General features: G+C 68.4%; 24 protein-coding genes. 16 read left to right on the forward strand and 8 right to left on the reverse strand.

Translation table 11 applies throughout. The features are described from left to right. Positions 1 to 63: 63 nt before the first annotated feature. Together AB0H54_RS18905 and AB0H54_RS18910 are read right to left on the reverse strand one after the other, a co-directional pair. Entirely contained in the window at positions 64 to 963 is a 900-nt protein-coding gene (locus tag AB0H54_RS18905) for an SDR family NAD(P)-dependent oxidoreductase (RefSeq protein WP_357346618.1), read from the reverse strand. A 186-nt stretch (positions 964 to 1,149) separates the two neighbouring features. Further along, a complete protein-coding gene (locus AB0H54_RS18910; RefSeq protein ID WP_357346619.1) occupies positions 1,150 to 2,370 on the reverse strand; it encodes a CoA transferase in 1,221 nt (406 codons plus the stop codon). Positions 2,371 to 2,653: 283 nt separating this feature from the next. Between AB0H54_RS18910 and AB0H54_RS18915 the strand changes: the two genes are divergently transcribed. Further along, a complete protein-coding gene (locus AB0H54_RS18915; protein ID WP_357346620.1) occupies positions 2,654 to 3,568 on the forward strand; it encodes an alpha/beta hydrolase in 915 nt (304 codons plus the stop codon). A gap of 73 nt (positions 3,569 to 3,641) precedes the next feature. On the opposite strand, the gene AB0H54_RS18920 is transcribed toward AB0H54_RS18915, so the two are convergent. Both AB0H54_RS18920 and AB0H54_RS18925 read right to left on the reverse strand, forming a co-directional pair. Next, positions 3,642 to 4,760 carry a beta-propeller fold lactonase family protein gene (locus AB0H54_RS18920; RefSeq protein WP_357346621.1) on the reverse strand — a complete coding sequence of 373 codons (1,119 nt, stop codon included), beginning with the start codon at positions 4,758 to 4,760 and terminating at the stop codon, positions 3,642 to 3,644. Positions 4,761 to 4,781: 21 nt separating this feature from the next. Further along, positions 4,782 to 5,075 carry an antibiotic biosynthesis monooxygenase gene (locus tag AB0H54_RS18925; RefSeq protein ID WP_357346622.1) on the reverse strand — a complete coding sequence of 98 codons (294 nt, stop codon included), beginning with the start codon at positions 5,073 to 5,075 and terminating at the stop codon, positions 4,782 to 4,784. A 699-nt stretch (positions 5,076 to 5,774) separates the two neighbouring features. On the opposite strand from AB0H54_RS18925, the gene AB0H54_RS18930 reads away from it, so the two are divergent. The 10 genes from AB0H54_RS18930 to AB0H54_RS18975 all read left to right on the forward strand — a co-directional run bounded on the left by AB0H54_RS18930 (position 5,775) and on the right by AB0H54_RS18975 (position 14,705). Then, a complete protein-coding gene (locus AB0H54_RS18930; protein ID WP_357346623.1) occupies positions 5,775 to 6,953 on the forward strand; it encodes a ThiF family adenylyltransferase in 1,179 nt (392 codons plus the stop codon). Further along, positions 6,950 to 7,582, forward strand: coding sequence for a GNAT family protein (locus tag AB0H54_RS18935; RefSeq protein ID WP_357346624.1), 633 nt, complete (start codon positions 6,950 to 6,952; stop codon positions 7,580 to 7,582). Before AB0H54_RS18930 ends, AB0H54_RS18935 begins: the two co-directional genes overlap by 4 nt. A gap of 174 nt (positions 7,583 to 7,756) precedes the next feature. Next, entirely contained in the window at positions 7,757 to 8,731 is a 975-nt protein-coding gene (locus AB0H54_RS18940) for a helix-turn-helix transcriptional regulator (RefSeq protein ID WP_357346625.1), read from the forward strand. A gap of 199 nt (positions 8,732 to 8,930) precedes the next feature. Next, the gene (locus AB0H54_RS18945; RefSeq protein WP_355272810.1) at positions 8,931 to 9,143 is read left to right on the forward strand and encodes a helix-turn-helix transcriptional regulator; all 213 of its coding nucleotides are present in this window, start codon (positions 8,931 to 8,933) and stop codon (positions 9,141 to 9,143) included. A gap of 115 nt (positions 9,144 to 9,258) precedes the next feature. After that, on the forward strand, positions 9,259 to 10,269 hold the full coding sequence (locus AB0H54_RS18950; protein WP_357346626.1) for a 2-oxoglutarate and iron-dependent oxygenase domain-containing protein: 1,011 nt from the start codon (positions 9,259 to 9,261) through the stop codon (positions 10,267 to 10,269). A 175-nt stretch (positions 10,270 to 10,444) separates the two neighbouring features. After that, positions 10,445 to 10,627 carry a hypothetical protein gene (locus tag AB0H54_RS18955; protein WP_357346627.1) on the forward strand — a complete coding sequence of 61 codons (183 nt, stop codon included), beginning with the start codon at positions 10,445 to 10,447 and terminating at the stop codon, positions 10,625 to 10,627. Positions 10,628 to 10,752: 125 nt separating this feature from the next. Then, a complete protein-coding gene (locus tag AB0H54_RS18960) occupies positions 10,753 to 11,556 on the forward strand; it encodes a DUF4239 domain-containing protein (protein WP_357346628.1) in 804 nt (267 codons plus the stop codon). 70 nt (positions 11,557 to 11,626) lie between these two features. Further along, positions 11,627 to 12,493: a hypothetical protein gene (locus AB0H54_RS18965; protein ID WP_357346629.1), complete on the forward strand. Its 867-nt coding sequence runs from the start codon at positions 11,627 to 11,629 to the stop codon at positions 12,491 to 12,493. A gap of 133 nt (positions 12,494 to 12,626) precedes the next feature. Beyond that, positions 12,627 to 13,706: an alkaline phosphatase family protein gene (locus AB0H54_RS18970; RefSeq protein ID WP_357346630.1), complete on the forward strand. Its 1,080-nt coding sequence runs from the start codon at positions 12,627 to 12,629 to the stop codon at positions 13,704 to 13,706. Positions 13,707 to 13,862: 156 nt separating this feature from the next. Then, positions 13,863 to 14,705: an acyl-CoA thioesterase domain-containing protein gene (locus AB0H54_RS18975; RefSeq protein ID WP_357346631.1), complete on the forward strand. Its 843-nt coding sequence runs from the start codon at positions 13,863 to 13,865 to the stop codon at positions 14,703 to 14,705. 101 nt (positions 14,706 to 14,806) lie between these two features. Here the strand turns inward: AB0H54_RS18975 and AB0H54_RS18980 are convergent, their stop codons facing one another. Beyond that, positions 14,807 to 15,172, reverse strand: a complete 366-nt coding sequence (locus AB0H54_RS18980) for a VOC family protein (RefSeq protein ID WP_357346632.1) — start codon at positions 15,170 to 15,172, stop codon at positions 14,807 to 14,809. A 97-nt stretch (positions 15,173 to 15,269) separates the two neighbouring features. Here AB0H54_RS18980 and AB0H54_RS18985 point away from each other — a divergent pair, with 97 nt between their 5' ends. Beyond that, positions 15,270 to 15,770 (forward strand): hypothetical protein, encoded by a 501-nt coding sequence (locus tag AB0H54_RS18985; RefSeq protein WP_355272792.1) that lies wholly within the window; start codon positions 15,270 to 15,272, stop codon positions 15,768 to 15,770. Between the two features lie 55 nt (positions 15,771 to 15,825). Here the strand turns inward: AB0H54_RS18985 and AB0H54_RS18990 are convergent, their stop codons facing one another. Further along, on the reverse strand, positions 15,826 to 15,969 hold the full coding sequence (locus AB0H54_RS18990; protein ID WP_357346633.1) for a DUF5713 family protein: 144 nt from the start codon (positions 15,967 to 15,969) through the stop codon (positions 15,826 to 15,828). Between AB0H54_RS18990 and AB0H54_RS18995 the strand changes: the two genes are divergently transcribed. Then, positions 15,956 to 16,978 (forward strand): NAD-dependent epimerase/dehydratase family protein, encoded by a 1,023-nt coding sequence (locus AB0H54_RS18995; protein WP_357346634.1) that lies wholly within the window; start codon positions 15,956 to 15,958, stop codon positions 16,976 to 16,978. The two genes, AB0H54_RS18990 and AB0H54_RS18995, sit on opposite strands and share 14 nt — an antisense overlap. Here AB0H54_RS18995 and AB0H54_RS19000 read toward each other — a convergent pair. Continuing rightward, positions 16,942 to 17,751: a helix-turn-helix transcriptional regulator gene (locus AB0H54_RS19000; RefSeq protein ID WP_357346635.1), complete on the reverse strand. Its 810-nt coding sequence runs from the start codon at positions 17,749 to 17,751 to the stop codon at positions 16,942 to 16,944. The two genes, AB0H54_RS18995 and AB0H54_RS19000, sit on opposite strands and share 37 nt — an antisense overlap. An 86-nt stretch (positions 17,752 to 17,837) precedes the next feature. Here AB0H54_RS19000 and AB0H54_RS19005 point away from each other — a divergent pair, with 86 nt between their 5' ends. Further along, complete coding sequence (locus AB0H54_RS19005) at positions 17,838 to 18,218, forward strand: nuclear transport factor 2 family protein (RefSeq protein ID WP_357346636.1); 381 nt, start codon at positions 17,838 to 17,840, stop codon at positions 18,216 to 18,218. A gap of 23 nt (positions 18,219 to 18,241) precedes the next feature. On the opposite strand, the gene AB0H54_RS19010 is transcribed toward AB0H54_RS19005, so the two are convergent. Further along, positions 18,242 to 19,345, reverse strand: coding sequence for a LuxR C-terminal-related transcriptional regulator (locus AB0H54_RS19010; protein ID WP_357346637.1), 1,104 nt, complete (start codon positions 19,343 to 19,345; stop codon positions 18,242 to 18,244). A gap of 160 nt (positions 19,346 to 19,505) precedes the next feature. Here AB0H54_RS19010 and AB0H54_RS19015 point away from each other — a divergent pair, with 160 nt between their 5' ends. After that, a complete protein-coding gene (locus AB0H54_RS19015) occupies positions 19,506 to 20,957 on the forward strand; it encodes an FAD/NAD(P)-binding protein (RefSeq protein WP_357346638.1) in 1,452 nt (483 codons plus the stop codon). A 139-nt stretch (positions 20,958 to 21,096) separates the two neighbouring features. Continuing rightward, positions 21,097 to 21,495, forward strand: coding sequence for a PPOX class F420-dependent oxidoreductase (locus AB0H54_RS19020; RefSeq protein ID WP_357346639.1), 399 nt, complete (start codon positions 21,097 to 21,099; stop codon positions 21,493 to 21,495). Positions 21,496 to 21,584: the final 89 nt, after the last annotated feature.

Genomic DNA, 21,584 nt, shown 5'->3' on the forward strand with positions numbered 1-21,584 from the left:
ACTACTGACTTATCGTGGACGTAGTAAACCTCTGCCCCCCCGACCTCCAAAGTCTGGGTGGAGTCAGTTGAACAGGTCCAGCAGGGATCCCTCGTTCTCCGAGCCGATGATGCCGACCGGCTTGCTGGTGGAGTCGTCGAGGATGGCCTCGAGGTTGGCCTTGATGTCCTCCGGGGTCACCTCGGGGTTGTTGTAGCCCTCGTTCATCGACAGCGCGAAGCGCTGCATCAAGCCGCCCTGGCTGAGCAGGGTCTCGCCGGTGATGGAACAGTCCTCGTGGGCGAGGTAGGCGACCGTGGGGGAGACCATCGCGGTGGTCATCGACTTCTCCAGCGTCTGCTTGAGTTCGTCGGGGATCTCCGCCTCCGCCGCCATCCGGGTGTAGGCGGTGGGAGCGATCGCGTTCACGCGAACGCCGACCCCGAGCGCTTCCATGGAGAGGGTGCGGGTGAAGGAGAAGATGGCGGCCTTGGAGGCGACGTAGGCGCTCTGGTGCTCGAAGCCGACCAGCGTCGGCGACGCGGTGTTGACGACGCGTCCCGCGCCGGACGCGACGAGATGGGGCCACGCGGCGGCCGTCACGGCGGCGGTGCCGAAGAAGTTGACCTCCATGTGCTTGCGGATGCCCTCGATCGCGTCGGGGCCGAAGGGCGTCATGTGGTTGATGCCCGCGTTGTTGACGACGATGTCGAGCCGTCCGAACGCCTGGATCGCGGTCTGCACGATCGCCTCGGCATCGGTCACCACGTTGTCGTAGTTGGCGACGGCCTTGCCGTTCGCCGCGATGATCTCGGCGACGACGTCGTCGGCCGGGGAGGAGTCGGAGCCGACGCCGGCGGCGGAGGATCCGAAGTCGTTGACCACGACCGATGCTCCCCGGGAGGCCAGCAACAGCGCGTGCGAGCGGCCGAGTCCCCGGCCGCCGCCCGTCACGATCGCGACCTTCCCGTCAAAACGCAACATGGTCTCTCACTTTCCCTCCATGCGGGGCATGGATGACAGGTTGACGGGGCGTCGAACCCCGTCGAATGGTTCTATATTTAATATTATATGACAGCCGATGGTCTGTTAGCCAGGATATGGGCGAGTTCGCCGACAGGTCTTCCCGTGCGGGCCCCGTGGCGGTGGAAACGCCGCGGATTTGCTCGGTCAGCCGCCTGCGCGCACCGACAGGGTCTCGGGTGTGAACGCCGCTCCGGTGGAAATCAGGCGATCGATCTCGTCGGTGGCGAAACCGTACTCGGTCAGTACCTGCACCGAGTTCTCGCCGAGCCGCGGCGCGGGATAGCGCAATTCGGGCGCGTCCTCGCTCCAGTGCTGGGGGATGCCCAGCGAGCGCAGGAGACCTTCGGTCGGGTGTTCCTCCTCGACGAAGAACCCGACATCCTTCATGTGGGGATCGTCGAGAAGCGATTCCGGGGTGTTCATTTCGATGGCGGGGATGTCGGCCTCGGTGAGGAGTTGGACCCATTCGGCGGTGGTTCTCGCCTCGAGGATCTCGGCGAGGAAGCCGTAGAGCAGGCCGATGTTCTCGGTCCGGCCGCCGATATCGGCGAAGCGCGGGTCCTGCGACATCTCGGGCCTGCCCGCCAGCGCGAAGAACCGGTGCCAGTGCTTGTCGGTGTAGACGTTGACGCCCAGGTAGCCGTCACAGGTGCGGTACGGACGGCGATCGGAGTTCATCATCCGGGCGTAGCCCGAGGTGCCGAGCGAGGGGATGAAGGTATGGCCATAGAGATGATCGCCCATGGCGAACTGGGCGAAGGTCTCGAACATGGGCACCTGCACCTCCTGGCCACGGCCCGAGCGTTCGCGGCGGTAGAGCGCGGTGGTGATCGCGTTGGCCGCGGCCATGCCGACGACGCGGTCGGCGATCGCGGTGGCGATGTAGGTGGGCGGGCCGGACTTGCGGCTCTGCAGGACCGGCATGCCGACGGCGGCCTGGATCAGGTCGTCGTAGGCGGGTCGGTCGGCGTAGGGTCCGTTCTGGCCGAAACCGAAAGTGCCGCAGTAGATCAGGCGTGGATTGCGGTCGCGCACCTGCTCGTAGGCCAGGCCGAGGCGTGCCATCGACTTCGGCCGGAGGCTGTAGAGCAGTACGTCGGCCGAGCCCAGCATGCGCTGCAGCGCGGCATTGCCGTCCGGGGATTTGAGGTCGAGCACCACGCTGCGTTTGTTGCGGTTGAGGTGCAGGAAGATCGCGCCCATGCCCGGATTGCGGCGTGGGCCGACACCGCGGGTGGTGTCGCCGGCCGTCGACTCGATCTTGACCACGTCCGCGCCCATGTCGGCGAGCAGCAAAGTCGCGAAGGGGCCCATGAAGTTCGAGGTCAGGTCGAGGATGCGCACGCCATCGAGCGGTCCGGTCATGTGTTCGTCTCTTTCGTGAGATCTGGAATTCGGGCCGGGAGAACCGAGGCTCGATCACCGGCACCTTCGAGCCTAGGTCGCCGGTGCGGCCGGTCCCAGTGACGAGTTCCGAAGCCGTGATTCGCCGGGGCCGAATCGGGCCGCCACCGATTCGGACAGTACTTCTTCCGGGGTGAGCCAATGCATAGGAAGAATCTTTCCCATTGTCGGGATCGTCTGCCGGAGAGAACGTTGTCGCATCGGCTTCGAGCCGGAGCAGATCTCACCGAAAGGATCGTGCCCGATGCGCACAAGCGTCACCTTCCCGAGCAACGGCCTGCGCCTCGCGGGCATCCTGTTCACCCCCGACAACCGCACCGGCGAGCGCCTGCCCGCCGTCGTGGTGTCGCACCCCGGCGGTGGTGTCAAGGAGCAGACCGCCAGCATCTACGCGCAGCGGCTGGCCGACAAGGGCTACGCGGCCCTGGTCTTCGACGCCGCCTACCAGGGCGAGAGCGAAGGCGAGCCCCGCTTCCTGGAGGACCCCTTCCAGCGCAGCGAGGACATCAAGTCCGCGGTCACCTACCTGACCACTCGCGAGGACATCGATCCCGCCCGGATCGGCGCCCTCGGCATCTGCGCCTCCGGCGGCTACGTGCCGTTCGCCGCGCAGACCGATCACCGCATCAAGGCCGTGGCCACCGTCAGCGGCCTCGACATCGGCGACTACCTGAGCAACGGCCTCGGCCGCACCCAGGACCCCTCGGTCCTGCAGGAGATGCTCGACGCCGCCGGTGCGCTGCGCACCGCCGAGGCGCAGGGCGCCGAGCCGAACTACCAGATCTGGGCGCCGCCGAGCGCCGAGGGTCTCGAGGGCGCGCCGGCGCTGTTCCGTGAGGCGCACGACTACTACCGCACGCCGCGCGCGCAGCACGAGCGCTCGGAGAACAAGTGGCCGCTGCAGAGCATCGACCGCATCGCCCAGTTCGACGCGTACGCCAAGATCACCATGATCTCCCCGCGCCCGCTGCTGATGATCGTCGGCTCGGTGGCCGACACCGCCTACTTCAGCGAGGAGGCCGTCGCCAAGGCCGCCGAGCCGAAGGAACTGTTCGTGGTCGAGGGCGCCAGCCATGTTGCCCTCTACGACGTGGACCAGTACGTCACCCCGGCCGTGGAGAAGCTCGACGAGTTCTTCGGCAAGGGTCTGGCCGGCTGATCCCGGCCGTGGCGTAGCCCCGTCACCCCCGCGTCTGCCCCGCACGGGCGATCCTCGTGCGGGGCAGACGTTGTCACGGTGTCTTCACCAGGATGGGACCGTCGCCGAAGACGGTTCCGGTGTCGACCGAGGGCAGTGCCGACCGGGACAGGCTCCCGTTCGCGGCGATGTCGAAGGTGTGGACCTTCGTGGTCAGCGTGGCGGGCAGGCAGTCGGCGACGTAGAGATGACGTTCGTCGTCGGCGAGTTTCACCAGGCCGGGGAACGAGCCGTCCGGTGCCCGGTACGGCGAACCGGGCAGTGGTGACAACGCGCCGTCGTCGCCGATCGAGAAGCCGGCGACCGCCGCGCCCGCCACCTCCGGGATGTAAACGCGACGTCCGTCCGCGGTGACCTCGGCCGCGTGCGGCATGCCGCCGGTGGCGTACGGCGACCCCGGTGTCGGGGTGAGGCGCCCATCGTCACCGATCGCGAAACCCGAGACATTGCTGCCCTGTTCGTTGCTCACGTAGACGAACCTGCCGTCCGGGGTGTACCCCGGATTGACCGGCAGTCTGCCACCGGGAACCGGGTCACCGAGCGAAGTGAGCTCGCCACCCGCACCGATCTCGTAACTGTGGATCGCCGCGTCGGCGGCACTGGTGAAGCGCAGGAACCGGCCGTCCGGATCGACGGTGACCATCGGGAACACCGCGAATCCCGCGACCGTGCTCTCGCGCAGGAAGGTGAGTGCGCCGTCGGCGGCGACCGCGAAGGTGCTGAGCCGGCCGGGGGCGCCGCCCGCGCCGACGAACAGCAGGCTGCCGTCGGGAGTGAGGATCGAGGTGACCACCGGTCCGCCGCTGATCGCGACCTCCCCACCCGGAATCGGCCGCGGCGTGCCGTCGTCGCCGAGGTGGTATCCGGTGACGCGCTGCGAACCCACCTGCGTCACATAGACATTGCGGCTGCCGTTCGCGGTCGCCACCGACAGCACGCCGAGCCCGGCGCGAAACGGTGAGCCCGCGACCGCCGACAACCCGCCGTCGCCGGCGATCCGCAGGACCGCCACATCGCCGGAGGCGGTCCCGCCCATGAGCAGGAACCGGGAGTCCTGCCCGGGTGCCGCCGCGGCCCCACCGCAGACGGCGCCGGCGCCGGCCAGGAGCACCACCGCGAGCGCGGTGGCGAGCTTCGTTCTGTGATTCGTCATCGTCGACTCTGCGCAGAACGATCAGACGCCGATGAAATCGTGGTAGCGGAAGGTGATGTCGCCCTCGAGCATCTCGACGAGTTCGGCGATCACACCGGATTCCTCGCGCCAGGCCAGGTACGCCTCGAAATTCGCCCGGTTATCCCACTTCTCGACGAAAAGGATACGATCCGGCTCGTCCTGGTTGCGCGCGACCTCCACGGTGATATTGCCGGCGAAGCTACGGGTGCCCGCCAGATGCTCGACGAACCATTTCCGCAGGTCGTCGTAACGGCCCGGCTTGGCGGACATGTCGATTGTCACCTGAATTGCCATGGGTGCTCCTGATCAAAGGAAGAAGGAATGTTCGCTCGGCGGATGCCGCATCGGAACGAACATGTCGACCGTAACGCGGGTCACATCGAAAACCAATTGGCTAGTTCGAAATCGACACTTCGGCTACGGCGAAGCCGGTCCGGACAATCGACACTTCCGGCGGTATGCGCGTGCGGCAACGACTTTCGTCTGCGTGCTGATTGCACAATTGATGCGGCCGACGGTATCGACAGAGTGATCGATAACAATGAAGCGTCGGGCGTGATGGCCGTCCGCGCGCTCGGCACCACGATCAGATCGCACGCCCGCACATCGTCGCTCAGCGATACCCCACGACCTGGAATCCTGCCTGGAGCACGCGCGGGCCGAGTCCGGTGATCTCGGTGACGTCCGCCGGCGTCAACGGCAGATCGGGGTGGCGGTTGGGTGGCGATCGTCGGCGGTGAACGGTGGTCGCCGGTGGCCCCGGATCGATGCTTGCGGGATCATCGCGAGCAGGGGAGTGGCGGTGGAACGGGTCGCCCGGCCGTGGTGGCCCTGTTGGTCATCGTCCCAGTTTGGGCTAGGTTCTCGCGCGCCATGCCGGTGGACCGAAGGTGTGTTAGCTGAAAGTGTGCTGTATGTATTGTTTGCGCGTCCTGGTCGACAGAGGCGAGCGGGTGCCCGTTCGTTTCACGAGGGTCGGAGGTTCACGCGCACATGGTTCGGTACAGCTCGGTTCCGCGTCCGGCGGTACTCACGCCCGGCGCCGCAACATCGCATTTCCGCCCGGTGCTGCTCGATGCGTCGAGTCCGGAGGGACTGCGAGACCTGGCAGCGCTGGCGGCGTCGAGCGCGGTCGGTGCCGTGCACGACACGATCGACGATCAGGTCGATGAACTGATCCGCTGCGAGGACCCCGCTGTCGCACATTCGGCGGCCTCGCTGGCGGTGTCCCGGCAGCGGATCTGCGACGGGATGCCGTCGTGGCGGTGGGGGACGTGGGTGTTCTATCCGTGGAACGGCCGGTTGGTGCATGTGCTGCCGCGCGACGAATTCCAGCGGGTGCGCACCGATCGGAATCGCAACAAGATCGACCGGGCGCAACAGCGCGAGCTGCGCGGGCGGCGGATCGGCGTCGTCGGGCTGTCGGTGGGGAACAGCGCGGCGGTGACGCTGGCGATGGAAGGGGTCGGCGGATCGTTCCGGTTGGCCGACTTCGACACCGTCGGGTTGTCGAATCTGAACCGCCTGCGGGCCGCGGTGGATGACCTCGGGGTGCCCAAGGCGGTGCTGGCGGCGCGGCAGATGTTCGAGATCGACCCGTATCTCGATATCGAGGTGTTCACGGACGGGCTGACCGAGGAGTCGATCGGGCCGTTCTTCGACGGCATGGGCGGTACCGGGCCGCTGGATCTGCTGGTGGAGGAATGCGACACGGTGTGGGCGAAAGTCGCCGCTCGTGAATACGCGCGGCATCGTGCCGTCCCGGTGCTGATGGACACCAACGATCGGGGCCTGCTGGATGTGGAGCGATTCGATCTCGAACCCCACCGGCCACTGTTCCACGGGCGCACCGGTGGGTCGACCGCGTCCGATGTCGCGAGAATGACTCGGGGCGAACAACTGTCGCTGCTGCTGACCGTGGTCGACGAGCCGCGGCTGAGTCCGACGATGCGCGCCGCCGTCGGTGAGATCGGCCGGAGTCTGTCCAGCTGGCCGCAACTCGCCTCCGGCGTGATGCTCGGCGGCGCGCTGGTGGCCGATACGGCGCGCCGGATCCTGCTCGGCGAGCACGTCCCGTCGGGGCGAACCTATATCGACCTCGACGAGCTCATCCCCGCGGTGAGTCCGTGGACGGCTCCGGAATTCGCGCGCGTGATGGAGGAAGTCCGTTGACGATCGACCTGCGCGACGTGGAACTGGTCGGCCCGCGGCTGCGGCTGCGGGATCTGCGTGCCGGTGACCTGAGCGTCTATCAGCGGATCTTCACCGACCCGAACCTGACCCGATACATGGGCACCGACAGCATGGGTGTCCCGGCGGCGGCCGCGTCGTTCGACGCCGCCCTGCGCTCGCGCGGGGAGACCCCGCGGCGCAAGTACACCCTGGCGATCACGCCACCGGACGCGGACACCATGGTCGGCACCATCGGCCTGCTGGTCGAGGATTTCGGCAGCAACGCGATGATCGGCGGGCTGGTGGTGATCCCCGAAGGTGCGCTGCGGGCGGGTGGCATCGAGGCGGGACGGCTCATGGCGGCTTTCGCCTTCGGGCCGCTCGGTATCCACCGGGTATGGGCGGGGCACCGGCACGATCATCCGGTCATGGACCAGGTGATGTCGGGAGTGGGCTTGACACCGGAAGCGCGGCTGCGGCAGCTCTACCGAACCCAGGGCCGATGGCGCGACGTGTGCACGTATGCGGCCGTACGGCCGGAATGGGCTGCGACAGCGACACCCGCCGAACGTCGAATTCTGGCATTACGGTCAACCGCGGCAAAGGGACCCGCCATCGTGGGTCGGTGAAGCCGGGGTGGAACCCTGCCGAATCGGGCTCCGGGCGCGTCATGGCGCGATAACATCGCCGACTACAGGCCGCGGGCAATCGCCCCGGTCCGATGTGCCACCACCCGAGACGCGTAACGGCCGGTGACGGGAGGGCCTCCACCGCCCGGCGAGAATCCGAAGTGGAGATCGTCCATGGCAGTGCTGATCGACTCCGACTATTTCGCTCCGGCGGACCGGCGGGAGGCGGTCACCGCCATCCTGCAGGAAGCCGATCTCGGGGCGAACCTGCAGATGTGGGACGCGCCCGCCGAGGTGGTGAGCAGGCACCAGTCCTGGATGCTGGGTCCGATCGCGCTCACCCGCTCGGAGGTCTCCGGCCACCAGGTCCGCCGAACGAGCAGACACGAGCGATCCACGCCCAGCGACACTTTGACGGTGACCGTGCAGAGCGGACAGCTCCGCAGGCACGAACAATTCGGCGCGCAAACGCTGATCGAACCCGGCGCCTGTGAAGTGATCGACCTGGCCACCACCTTCGCCTCCGGCTGGTACGGCCTCGGCGGCACACTGTGTCTGCAGCTGTCCCGCCAGCGCCTGGGTATCTCCGTGGAGACGGTCGCCGCGGCGCACGGTCGGCTGGCGGCGTCGCCGCTGTACCCGATGGTCACGGCGCAGATCGAGCATCTCGTCCGAGTCGCCGACCAGCTCGAGGCCGATCCGGCCGCCGCTTCGGTGGGCGAGTCGTGCCTGGAAATGGTTCGGGCGCTGCTGATCTCGGCGGCGGGCCGCGGGCCGGGTGACGGCGCCGCCATCCCGGACCAGCTGCTGATCGAGCAGGTCCTCGGGTATGTGCGGAACCACCTGTCCGATTCGACCTTGAAGATCCCCGGGATCGCCGCTGCCAACAATATTTCCGTCCGGCACCTGTACAAGGTCTGCGCCCAGTCGGGAATCAGCCTCGAGCAGTGGATCATCGAACAACGTCTGGTCCGGGCCCGCGACATGCTGATCGACCGCGGCTACGCGCACCGGTCCATCGCCGCGGTGGCCGGTGCCGTGGGTTTCCGCGACCCCGCCCACTTCGCCCGCCGATTCCGCGAAACATTCGGGATGACGCCGCGGGACTGGCGCCGCAGCGCCACCGCCGCGGACACCCCACCGGAATAGCCGACGTCCGGTGCGCGGCGGGCGCTCGAGTTTGTGCGTGCACAGTCAGTTGCCGTGCAGTCACAGTCTCTTTCGACAGCGGATTCGCCCTTATCGTTCGAATGTGGCTGCGCGAGACCGTGTCAGGAGAGCGAGTGTTCGCCGACGAACACCCGCCGCCGATGCGGTCCGCCGAGGGCATCGAGAGAGAGGGGAGACCATGTCCACGATCGGTAAAGCGATTCGGGCGGCGAGGATGGCCTCCGGGTTCACGCAGGCGGAGCTGGCCGACTGGATCGGGATCAGGGACGGCAACCAGATCAGCCGGTGGGAGCGCGATGTGGTGACACCCAGTGCCGACAGCGTCGGCGAGTTGAAGAGGGTGCTGGGGGTGCGCCTGGACAGCTCGTCCGGCGATACGGTGTCGTGCTGATCCGCGCCGAGGGCGACCGCGGATCGAAACCTGGCGCCCGCAATGATCGGGGTGTTGGGTTCACGGTGAACGAAAGGCCTTGTCAGGGGCGGTGTCCGACCTAGACTCGGGATTCGTGAACTCCAGTCTGCCGCTCGTGGACATCTCGCGGTTCCGTGGCCCGGACACCGATCGCGCCGTCTTTCTCGATGAGCTGCGCCGGGCAGCGCACGAGATCGGGTTCTTCTACGTGGTCGGACACGGGGTCGATCCGGTGCTCACCGACGGGGTGTTCGCGGTCGCGCGGGAGTTCTTCGCACTACCGGTCGACCAGCGGCGAGAGATCGCCAACATCCACTCGCCGCAGTTCCGGGGCTACACCAGCACCGGGCACGAATACACGGCGGGCGCGCCGGACCGGCGGGAACAGCTCGACATCGGGCCCGAGCGGGCCGCGCGGCCGGCCGGGGGACCGGCCTGGGAGCGGCTGATCGGGCCGAACCAGTGGCCGGTCGCGGTGCCGCGCCTGCGTGCGGTCACCCTGGCGTGGCAGGCCGAGGCGTTGCGGGTCAGCCGGGAAGTGCTGCGCGCCCTGGCCGTCGCGCTCGGGCAGGACGAGGGCTACTTCGACCGGTGGTTCGACGAGGAGGCCTCGACCCACCTCAAGATCATTCACTACCCGGGCCGGGACACCACCGGCGACGACCAGGGCGTCGGCGCCCACAAGGACTACGGGTACCTGGCGTTGCTGCAGCAGGACGAGGTCGGCGGGCTGCAGGTGCAGAGGCCCGCGGGCTGGATCGACGTGGCGCCGGTGCCGGGCAGTTTCGTCGTCAACATCGGCGAGATGCTCGAGATCGCCAGCCGGGGCTATCTCACGGCCACCCGGCACCGGGTGGTCAGCCCGCCCGCCGGCGTCGACCGGTACTCGGTGCCGTTCTTTCTCGGCCCGTGCCTCGACGCGATCGTCGAACCGCTCGACCTGCCCGCCGATCTCGCGGCCCGGGCCCGCGGTGTCAGCCAGGACGCCGACAACCCGCTGCTGGCGGCATTCGGGGAGAACGCGCTGGTCGGCTGGCTGCGATCCCATCCGGCGGTCGCCGAACGCTGGTGGTCCGACGTGCTCGCCGAACGGCGCCGCGAATAAGCGAGCACTGGACCTTCGACGCCCGGCAGATGCACGCGGGCGCCCGGCCCGCTATCTGACGGCCGCGTCGACCGGATTCTGTGGCCGATTGCACTGTCACGGTTTGGCAACGGCCGCGATGGTCAACCCTCTCTGTATGACCAACTCACGTAATCGCACAACGACTACGCCGAGCATGGATCTGACCAACACCATCATCATGTTGGCCACCTGCGTGTTCTTCCTCTTCGGCTTGATGACACTGAGATCGCCGATGCCGCTGGCACTCGCCGGCGCGACCGGCCTGGCCGCGGCGATGGCGTTCACCATGAAAACCCTCGGCCCCACGCGACGCCTGGTCGGCAAGCACGACAGATAGGTCCCGAAAGCGACCGCTCGGTTGTAAACCCGTGGCGTGGAAGGGATTCGGGACGCAATCCAACCGCGTGCCCACCGCGAATACTCTGTGATCGCTTCCACCCCCGGCGTGAACGGAGTCGCGGAATGCCTGGAATTCTGTTGCAGCTGGCGGTATTGGCGCTGTTCGTCGGCGTCGCGGTGGGAATCTTCGTGCTGGGGGATCGGGTGCGGCCTGCCTCGTGGCGGCACGACGACGATTCCGGCGCCGGTTCGATGATGCTGGACATGGTCAACATGTTCTTCGCCGCCATCGTGGCGTTCGTGGTGGTGATCCTGTGGCAGCAGTACGACACCTCGCACGCGCACACCGTGTCGGAGGGCAAAGCCCTGGTGAACGTCTACGAGGCCGCGAACGCCATGCCCGAGGCGGATCGTGAGAAGGTCCGCACGCTGGTGACCGCCTACACCCGGCAGGTGATCGACGAGGAGTGGCAGGTCATGGACGAACAGCGGCGGCTGAGCCCGTCCACGCAGGCGACGCTGGACGAACTGCGGGAAGCGGTGGATTCCGTGCCCGCCGCCACCGCGGAAGAGAAGGCGGACCAGGACGAGACCGCCGCTGCCGTCGCTGCGATCACCGATGCCCGCTTCGATCGCGGCCTGGACGCCGGGTACCGATTGCCCGGTTTCCTCTATGTCGCACTGTGGTTCGCCACGGCCATGCTGCTGTTCGGCACCGTCTTCTCCGGTGTCGTGGTCACCAAGCGAAGCGTTCTGATGACCGCGTTGTTCGGGCTGGTGATCGGCGCGGTGATTCTGGCTGTCTACCAACTGGATCGGCCGTTCGCGGGCGGCAATCACGTCGCCAAGGATGCCTACGAGCTCGCGCTCACGCGCTTCCAGGATCTTGCCGCGGAACCCTCCTCCGGCGGCGATCTTCCTCGTTGACCACGGCAACCAGCGATCCCTCGGAGGCATGGTGGACGGAATAGGAAGAGCAGTACGAGGATTCGCGGCAGTGGGGGTTGCTACGGTACTGCTGGCCGTGCCCGCCCCGCTCGCCGCGGCTGCGCCCGGAATGCCGGCGATCGATCAGATCATCAGCGGCAGTGCGGCTCCGGGCACCGTGGCGACGCCGAACGACGGGCAATCCGCCGGGCAGGAACTGGGCCTCGGCACCGGTAGCGCGGGCGGACCGGGCTGGTCCGCGGCGTCGACCGGCAGCGCGGCGGGAGCTGCCCCGAATCCGGCGGATGGGCACACTCTCGGCCTCGGCTCGAGCGCCGCAGGAGGCGCCGAGTCCACCGTGGTGATCGATCCGATCGTTGTCGACCATGCGCCTGATGCGGCACCGACTCCGATCGCCGCCCCGGACACGCTCGGCGGCCTCCTGCTCCTCGACCCCGACTATGTGCTGCCCGCCTGTGTCGGCAGCGCGGCAGTCGGGAGCGCCGCGCTGGGGTCCGGCATCGTCACCGGTAGCGGCATGGGTTCGAGCCTGGTCGGCGTCGGTTCCAGTGGCAGTGCAGGTACGGGCTCGGCCGGTGCGGGCAGTGTGGCGGTCGGCAGTGCCGCGGCGGGGAGTGCCGCGCTGACCTGCCTGCTGTTGCTCCCGGTTCCGCGTCTGCCGGAGCCCGGGATCCCCCTGGCCATTCCGCCCACACCGGTGGCACCGGCCGTCGAGCCGGTTCCCGTGCGGGTGCCCGAGATGATCCCACCGATCCTCACGGCGGCCCCGCCGTTGCCGGTGCTGCCGCCATCCACGGTCGAGTACGCCGCGCCGGTCCAGTCACCCCCGGCGCCGCCGCTCACCGCGCTGCAGGTGATGACGGTCATGATCATCACCATCATCGCGGGCGCGCGTGCTCGACTGCGCGGTCGCTGAGAATCGGGGAGCTTCCTGCCGGTTCCGGTCGGGGTCGAGCGGGAAGCCCTGCGAATTCCGGTAACCGAGACTGTGCCGGTCAATTGTCCAATTTGCTGGGTGCCGAGGCCGCACGCCAGCTACGGTGCCGCGCATGTCTCGCACTCACCGCATCCTCGCGGCCGCAGTTCTGGCCGCCGCCCCACTCGCCGCCGCGGCTCCGGCCCCGGCGGCTCCGGTCGTGAACAAGGTCGTGGTCATCGGCATCGATGGCACGCTGTGGAGTGAGGTGTCCGCGGCCGATGCCCCGAACCTCGACCGCCTGGCCGCGGAGGGCACCCTGGCCCGCACCTCCATCGCCCCGCACACCACGATGTCGTGCGTCTCGTGGGCGACGGCGCTGACCGGCGTGTGGGATACCAAGCATGGCATCCAGGACAACGGATCCACTTGCAATGCCGGGCCTTTCGCGCAGTATCCGACCGTGTTCACGCAGGTGGAGCGGGAGCGTCCGGCCTTGTCGACGGCCTCCATCGGCACCTGGGACACGATCGGCATGATCGCGCGCACCGGCAGCCCGCAGGCCGACCGGGTCACCGTCACCCAGCTCGACCCCACCGGCGCGGGTGTCTGTGAGACCACCGCCGATGACAATGCCGCCGCGGGAGTCGTCTCGGCCATCACCGAAGACGGGACCGACCTGCTGTTCACCCACCTCGACCAGGTCGACATCGTGGGACACACGCTGCGCGGAGTCTGGCCGCAGGCGTATCGCGATGCCATCGGCCGCGTGGACGGTCTGGTCGGAAAGATCACCGCCGCGGTGGACGCGCGGGCGGCCGCGCACTCGAACGAGCGGTGGACGATCCTGGTCACCACCGACCACGGGCACAAGCCGGACGGCGGCCACGGTGGCCAGAGCGCCTACGAGACGGCCAGCTTCGTGATCGCGCGCGGAGCGGGTTTCGCGGCGGGCGCGCAGAACAACGGGTACACCCTCGCCGACGTCACGCCGACCGTGCTGGACCTGCTCGATGTCGCGGCTCCGGCGAACCTCGACGGTGAGTCGATGCTGGCCGGCGGCTCGGGGAACCCGGCGGCACCGGTGCCGCATACACCGCCGGTCGACTCCGGCATCACCGGTTCGTCCTCGGGTTCGGCACAGGCGGCGATGGTGGCGAACCCGCTGTGTCTGCTGGGCAGTGGCTCGGCGAGCGGTTCCTCCGACAGGTGATCCAGTCGAGGTAGCGGAGCCCGGCCCTGGAGCCCAGGGCCGTCCGCCACCTCGCACCACCGGTCGGCCGTCGACGAGGTGCCCCGGTGGAAAAGCGTCCCACTCACCGCGCACCGCGACTTCGCCGACGGCCGCGGCGTATGCGAGCATTCCGCTGTGGCTGGTGGAACAGATAATTGGCCGGTCGTCGACCTGGCCGACCTCCTCGACGTGCTGGATCTCGCCGACGTCGCGCCCGGCCGGTTCCGGGCCAGGAATGTGACGTCGACGCTGCCGACGACGTTGGGCAGTCAGACGCTGGCCCAGGCGGTGGTCGCGGCCGAGCGCACGGTGCCGCACATGGCGGTGCAGTCGCTGCACGGTGTGTTCCCGCGAGGTGGGTACGCCGACCGGGAGGTCGACGTGGACGTCGAGGTCGTCCAGTCGGGGCGGTCGCTGGCCACCGCGCAGGTGTCGTTCCGGCAGGACGGGCGTGAGCACGCGCGAGTGCTGGCCATGCTCAGCGTCGACGAGCCGGACTTCCTGGCGCACCATGCCGCGCTGCCGCCCGAGGTCTCCGGTCCCGACGACTGCGCCGACCTACCGTGTGCCCTGCTGCCGTGGGAGGTCAGGACGCCCGGCGGGGCGGACGCGCTGGCCCTCGACCTGGCGGGCCCACCGTCGCTGGACGTGTGGATGCGCTGCGACAAGGCCCCCGATCTGCCGGTGTTCTCGCGGGCGCTGTTGGCCCACGGCAGCGAGGGCTTCCTCGGCCCGGTCGCCACCCGCCCCTACCCGCAGGCCGAGATCGCGCGCCGCGGCGGCCGCGGGAAGTCGGCCATGCTCACCCAGACCATCACCTTCCATCGGCCGTTCACGGTGCACGACTGGCTGCTGCTGCGCTGCGAGAGCCCCTTCGCGGGCGCGGGCCGCATGTACGCGCGCATCCAGATTTTCACGCGGACAGGAGAATTGGTGGCCTCCGTAGACGCGCAGGGCCTGATGCGCGCGCACGAATAGACCTCGCTGAGCGGCGGGACCCGGGGCATCCTTTTCGGAAACCGCTGGATCAACGGGTCGGCCGCAGGCGGGTCCGGGAGAAGGCACCCTTTCTCGGGTGATCAGTCGAGGCAGAACTCGTTGCCCTCGATGTCCTGCATCACCAGGCACGACTCGTTGACTCCGTCGGCGCGCAGCAGACGTACGCGTACCGCGCCGAGGGCGACCAGTCGCGTGCATTCGGATTCGAGCGCTGCCACGCGCTCGTCACCCACGAGCCCGGTGCCGACCCGTACGTCGATATGGACCCGGTTCTTCACGACCTTTCCCTCGGGCACACGCTGGAAGTACAAGCGCGGACCCACGCCCGAAGGATCGGCACACGAGGAGCCCCGGTGCTCGTACCCCAGTACTTCGGACCAGAAACGAGCGACGCGCTCGGGTTCCGCGCAGTCGAAGGTGACCTGGATCTGCTTGACCGACGCCATGAGCTCACCCTAGAGGTGGCCTCTCGGGTCGTCGTCGCTTCGAATCGGCGCGCGCACAATGCTGCAGGGGAGGGCCGCTCGCCTATCATCGGCGAATATGCAGCTACAGGTGAACGACCTCTACGGCGGGGTGGTGGGCACGGTGCTCGCCAGTGTCATGCTGGCGGCTGTTCCGGCCGATCAGACGCCGAGGTACGCGGCGGAGTGGGTCGTGGTGAGCGTGGCCATCGCGGCGATCACGCGCAGCTACGGCCAGCATGTGTCGACGCACAAGGCCGGGGCGACGTCGGGGTTCTGGACCGATCTCGGGCGCAACATGCTGACGGGGATACCGCTGGTCATCGCCTGCGTGCCGACGCTGATCGTGCTGTTGATCGCACATCTCGCGGGGTGGAGCGACGACATCGTCCATCCCGACGGGTCGGTGACACCCGGCTACACGACGCTGGCACTGGGCATCAATGCCGCGATCCTGTTCGGCTGGGGCGTGGTGGCGGCCCGGGTGGGCGGCTATTCCAAGTGGGGCGCCTGCGGGGTCGGTATCGCCAACACCACCCTCGGGCTGATCATCATCGTGCTCAACGTCGTCCTCGATTAGACTGTGCGGCAAGGACTTCCGTGCAGGACTCGCCTGATCTGACGTGTCGGCGCGTTCACCACTCGCGCGTGGCGATGAGCTCTTCCGCATCCGCGTCCTGGAAACCGTAGACGCAGGGGACGAGCCAGCCGATTTCGTCGCGCGTCACGGTCTCGATGCGCTCGCACAACCTCATCAGGATCGCCTTGGCTTGGTCCACGAGGTGTGAAGAGCGTCATGTTAACGACGCTTACATCGATGATATCGTGGGATGCGGTCAACAGTCGGCAATCGAAAGGGTTCCTCCCGTGCAGACGATTCTCGGAGCAAACGGACAGATCGGGACCGAGCTCGCGCACGAGCTGCATCGGCGGTTCACGCAGGACATCAGGCTGGTCAGCCGCAACCCTCGGCGGCTGCACGACACCGATGAGCTGGTCACGGCGAACCTGATGGACGCCGAGCAGACCGCCGCGGCGGTCGCGGGCAGCGAGATCGTGTACCTGACCGTGGGCCTGCCGCCGGATGCGAAGCTGTGGGCGGATCAGCTGCCGGTGATGATGGCGAACACCATCGCGGCATGCGAGAAGCACGGTGCCAAGCTCGTGTTCTTCGACAACACGTACATGTATCCGATGAATGGTGACCCGCAGACCGAGCAGACGCGATTCGCCCCGGCTGGGAGCAAGGCGCGCACCCGGGCGGCGATGGCGACGATGCTGTTGGACGCGATGGCCGCGGGTCGGGTCGAGGCGGTCATCTGTCGCGCGCCGGAGTTCTACGGGCCGGGTAAGACGCAGAGCTTCACCAATGCAATGGTGTTCGAGCCGATCGCGGCGGGCAAGCGGCCACGTGTTCCGTCGCGTGACGACACTGTGCGGACCTTGATCTGGACGCCGGACGCCAGTCGCGCCATGGCCCTGATCGGCAACACGCCGTCGGCGTACGGGCAGACCTGGCATCTGCCGTGCGACGACGACCGGGTGACGTACCGGGGATTGATCGAGCTGGCCTCCGCGTCGTGGGGTCGCGAGATCGATTACTCGGTGATGAAGCGGCCCGCGTTCTTCTTCGCGCGACTGTTCAATCAGGGCGTGCGCGAACTGTGGGAACTGCTGCCGCGCTACGAGGCGAACAATTTCTTCGTTTCGGACAAGTTCAAGCGGGCGTTTCCCGAGTTCCGGGTGACGACCTACGCCGAAGGTGTGGCCGCCATCGAGGCCGACTGAGCCGGGAGCGCTCGGCGGTGGAGATACTCGGCGGTGTGGGCATCGGCGGGGAAGTAGGACTCGACGGCGATCTCCGCGAGGGTGATGTCGAAGGCGGCACCGAAGGTCGTGATCGTGTTGAAGAAAGACAGTTCGGTGTCGTCGTGCGCCAGCCGGATCGGCAGGGCGACATCGGCGGGGTCGACCGGGCTGTCGGCGGCGGGAGCGAACGCGCGGAGTTCGGTGTGCAGCGCGACGAGAACGGGATCGCCGCTGCGTTCGGCCTGCCGGGCCAGCCGGGGGAGCAGGTAGGCGCTGACCTGGGCGTGGTTGGTCAGACGTGCGCCGAACCCGTCGGGGTGGAGACCGAGGCGCATCATGTTCACCGGCGGGGTCAGGAGCTCGGGTGACGCGCCGTCGAAGAAGATCTCGGCCGCGTCGTTGGCGAACAGCAGATTCCAGCGCGCGTCCACGGCGACGGCGGGGTACGGCGCGTGGCAGGCGACGACCCGGCGGACCGCCGTTGTCGCCGCCGCGAGATCCGGGTCGTCGAGGGTGCGCTGCGGATGGATCGGCAGCGCACCGGCCGCCAGGTGCAGCTGATTGCGTTCGCGCAGTGGAATATTCAGGTTGTCGGCGAATCGCTCGATCATGGCGGTGCTGGGCACCGTTCGGCCGGTCTCGACAAAGCTGATGTGCCGGGTGGAGATGCCCGACTGCGCGGACAGCGCGAGTTGGCTGAGCCCACTTCGCATCCGCCACGCGCGCAAGAGCTCACCGACCGGACTGTTCATCACCCGAGTATCGCGGCCGGAAATACGCCGCACCATTACCCGGCTGGTAATCGCCTCCGCGGCGACGCGGGTGCCACAGTGCCACCATGACACCAGACACTGTGGCGCACCGTAACCGGGAACTGATCGTGCACGGGCTGGCGGAGTTCGCCCGGGGAAATATCGGCGTCCTGCGCGAGCTCCTGCACGAAGACTTCGTCGAGCACAGCCCCGGCAATCCCTCCGGGCGCGACGCCTTTCTCGCGTTCATCGCGACCGCGCCGGTCGCACGCGCACGCCTCGACATCAAACGCGTCATCGCCGATGACGACTACGCGGTCGCGCACTATCACATGATCGACGCGAGCGACGGCCGCGGATCGGCCGTCATCGACGTCTGGCGGCTGGTGGACGGCCGGATCACCGAACACTGGGATGTGGTGCAGCCGGTCCCCGAACCGGCGAGCACCCCGCACGGCATGTTCTGAGGACCGCCGGCGTGACAAGCGCGCTAGCTCGCGACATCGAGGACGCGGACCGTGGCCGCGAGCGGCGCGCGGTGCTCGGTGAAGAGCCGGGCGACCAGTTCGCCGCGGCTGGTGACACCGACCTTGTCGAAAATCGACTTCAAGTGGTCGCGCACGGTGTGCGGGGAGAGGAACAGTCGCGTGGCGATCTCGGCGGTGGGCAGACCGTGCGCGACGAGCTCGGTGACCTGGAGTTCTCGCGGCGTGAGTTCGTAGGCTGCCACGATCAGCTCGGCCACCTCCGCGGGCTTGGCCTGCTCGATGACCAGCGCCGTTGGGCCCGAACGGCCTTCGGCGTCGCGCAGGCAGGTGGCGTGGCACACCAGCCAGCGGCCGGCGGTGGTGCGTACCCGGATCCGCGACGCCACGCCGGTGAGCCGGGCGCGGCCTGCCGTGCTGAGGATCCAGACGGGTAGCGGCAGATCGATGCCCAGCGGGGTCCCGGTGCTGGGGCCGGGCGGCATCTCGGCCAACAGGGCGCGGGCCTCGTCGTTGAGGGACAGCAGTTCCCCGCCCGCCCCGAACAACAGCAGCCCGGGGGCGGCGGCGAGCGCCGACGGCGGTGTCTCGCAGGGCCGGGCGAAGGCGCGCAATCGCTGGGCCATCGGCGCGCAGATCGCGTGGACCCCGGCGATGTCCTCGGCCCGGAACGGTGGCCTGCCCCGCTCGCGGAACAAGCTCAGCTGTCCCCACGGCTGCCCGCCGACCCGGAACACCGCGCGCAACTCGTCGTCGAACCCGCGCGGGCGCATGAAGCCGCGGTACAGCGGACTCGAGGCGGGCCGGTCGCCGGTCACCTCGCGCAGCCCGGCGACCGGGACCTTCGCCAGCGCCAGATCGCGGAACAGATTCACGTGCTCGGCGAAGAACTCCGACTCCCAATAGATTCCGCAGCCGCCCTCGTGCAGGTTCTCCACCCGCGCCGGTGCCGTGGTGAGCCCGTTGACCGGATCGGTGGCCACCCACACCGCGGCGTCGAAGGGCGTGATGCGCCGTAGGCGGGCCGAGGTGTCGGCGAACAGCGCGTGCGCGTCGGGCGCGGTGGCGATGCCTGCGAGTAGTGCGTCGAGTGCTGTCGTCGCGGTCATAGGTGTCATCTTCGACGGCCGGTCGCGCGTCGGCCACCCCGCAACTGAGGGGGTGGTGCCCACGGCGCCTCCGATGCGAACCCCTCGATCGCGGGATGGTCCGTGTCGCGCGACTTCGCGACGCTGGGGTCCGGCACACACACGAAAACGAAGGAGCCCCATGCACATCGGAATCATCGGAGCGGGCGCGGCCGCCGTCGCACTGCTTGACGCGCTGGCCCATGCCGACCACCAGCCGAGCGGCGTCACCGTCTTCGACGGCGCGCCCGCGCTCTGGCGTGGCCGCCCGTACCAGCCCGACCTCGACACCGTGCGGGTGAACGCGCCGCCGCCGATCATGTCGGTGCGGGCGGGCGACGCCGGGCACTACCAGCGCTGGTTGGCCGATCGCGACGTCACCGACTATCTCGACGAGCGCCTGGGGCAACCGCTCGTGCCGCGCGCTGTCTACGGCGAGTACCTGGAAGACACCGCACGCGAGGCGATCTCGCGGCTGGGGCGGGTCGGCTGCCGGGTCCGCGTGGTGCGCTCGACGGTCACCGGATTCTCCCGCGACGGCCAGGCGGTCCTGCACACCGCCGGCGGCGATCGTGTCCCGGTGGACCGGGCCGTGCTGGCGGTCGGCAGCGGCCGCCCACGCGACCACTACGGGCTCACCGGCGCGCCCGGCTATGTCGACGAGCCCTATCCGCTCGCCCGGACCGTGACCGGGGTTCCCGCAGACCATAGTGTCGCCGTCATCGGCAGCGGTCTGACCGCGGTGGATGTCGCCGTCACCCTCGCGGCCACCGGGCACACCGGCCCGATCACCCTGCTCTCCCGCAGTGGGCAACTCCCGTTCGTGCAGCAGCGTCCGGTCCGGCTGGATCCCGTCCACATGACGCCGGCGGCGGTGCGCGCACTGGCCGCCGAACACGGCGAACTCGCCTTCACCCAGCTGGTTTCGCTCCTGCGCGCCGAACTCGCCGCACTGGGACAGGATTTCGAGACCCTGGCCACCGAGATCCGCGCCGCCGAGGATCCGGTGACGCGTCTGCGCCGCCAGCTCGACGCGGTCGACTCGCCGCATCACGGGCGGCGTCTGCTGGCGATGGTCATCCGCACCGTCGGCCCCATCGCGTGGCCAATGCTGGCGGACCAGGACCGAGCGATGCTGCGTACCGAGCACTTCCGCACCATCAACAGCCTGAGCTCGCCCATGGTGCCGCACAACGCCCGCATCGTGCTGCGGCTGCTGGATTCCGGCAGGCTGCGGCTGCGGGCGGGTGTCACCAAGATCGAGGCGCGGCCCGGCGGCGGGTTCACCGTGCACGACGATCGGAGCTGGTCCGCGGATACCGTGCTCAACGCGGTCAATCCGCCCGCCTACACGACGCCCCCGGACACCGAGTCGCTGATCGGCGCGCTGCTCGCGGCGGGCGCGGCCGAATCACACCCTTCGGGCGGCCTCCGGGTGGAGCCGGTGACGCGGCGTTCGATGGTCGGCGGGACGCCGGACCGGAACTGGCACGTGCTCGGCAATCTCGCGGCCGATTCCCTGTTCATCGCCACCAACCCGCCCGGTCTCGCGGTCGAGGCGGCCGGACTGGTCGGAGGGTTGTTCGACGCGTGAAGAAAGGGCGGGGAGCCCCACGTTCCGCTGATGTGGATGCCGCTTACTTTCATGGGTAATGTATCGCCTGCGACCGCGACAGTGTTCGAACGACAAGGGAGATTTCGATGATCGAGACCGCGACGTTCGGGGCGATGTCGTGACGGCGGGCGCATCGGCGTGGGAGACGGTCGGCGCGTCGACCTACGTGTCCTTCACGAGCTACCGCAAGAACGGCACCCCGGTCTCCCTTCCGGTCTGGATCGCTCCTGCCGACGGCAAGCTCTACTTCCTGTCGGGGGTCGACGCCTACAAGGTGAAGCGGATTCGCCGCAATCCCGAGGTCACGGTGCAGCCGTGCTCTGTGCGGGGCACGATCGATCCCGGATCGCCCGTCGTCGAGGGCACCGCGCGGGTTCTCGAGGCCGAGGACACGTCGCGAGTCCGCAAGATCATGAACCGCAAGTACTGGCTCCTCGGCCCGTTGAGCGAGTTCGGGACCTGGATCACCCGCCGTCAGAGCGCCTCGATCGGGATCGAGATCTCACCGCGCGGCTGATCCCGGCTGCGTGGGCGTAGTCGACTACGCGTGACAGGCGCGAGTTCGCGGGCGCAGGCTGGTCGAGAGCACAACATCATCTTTGGAGG

The organism is Nocardia sp. NPDC050718 (assembly GCF_040654235.1).
GTDB lineage: Bacteria > Actinomycetota > Actinomycetes > Mycobacteriales > Mycobacteriaceae > Nocardia.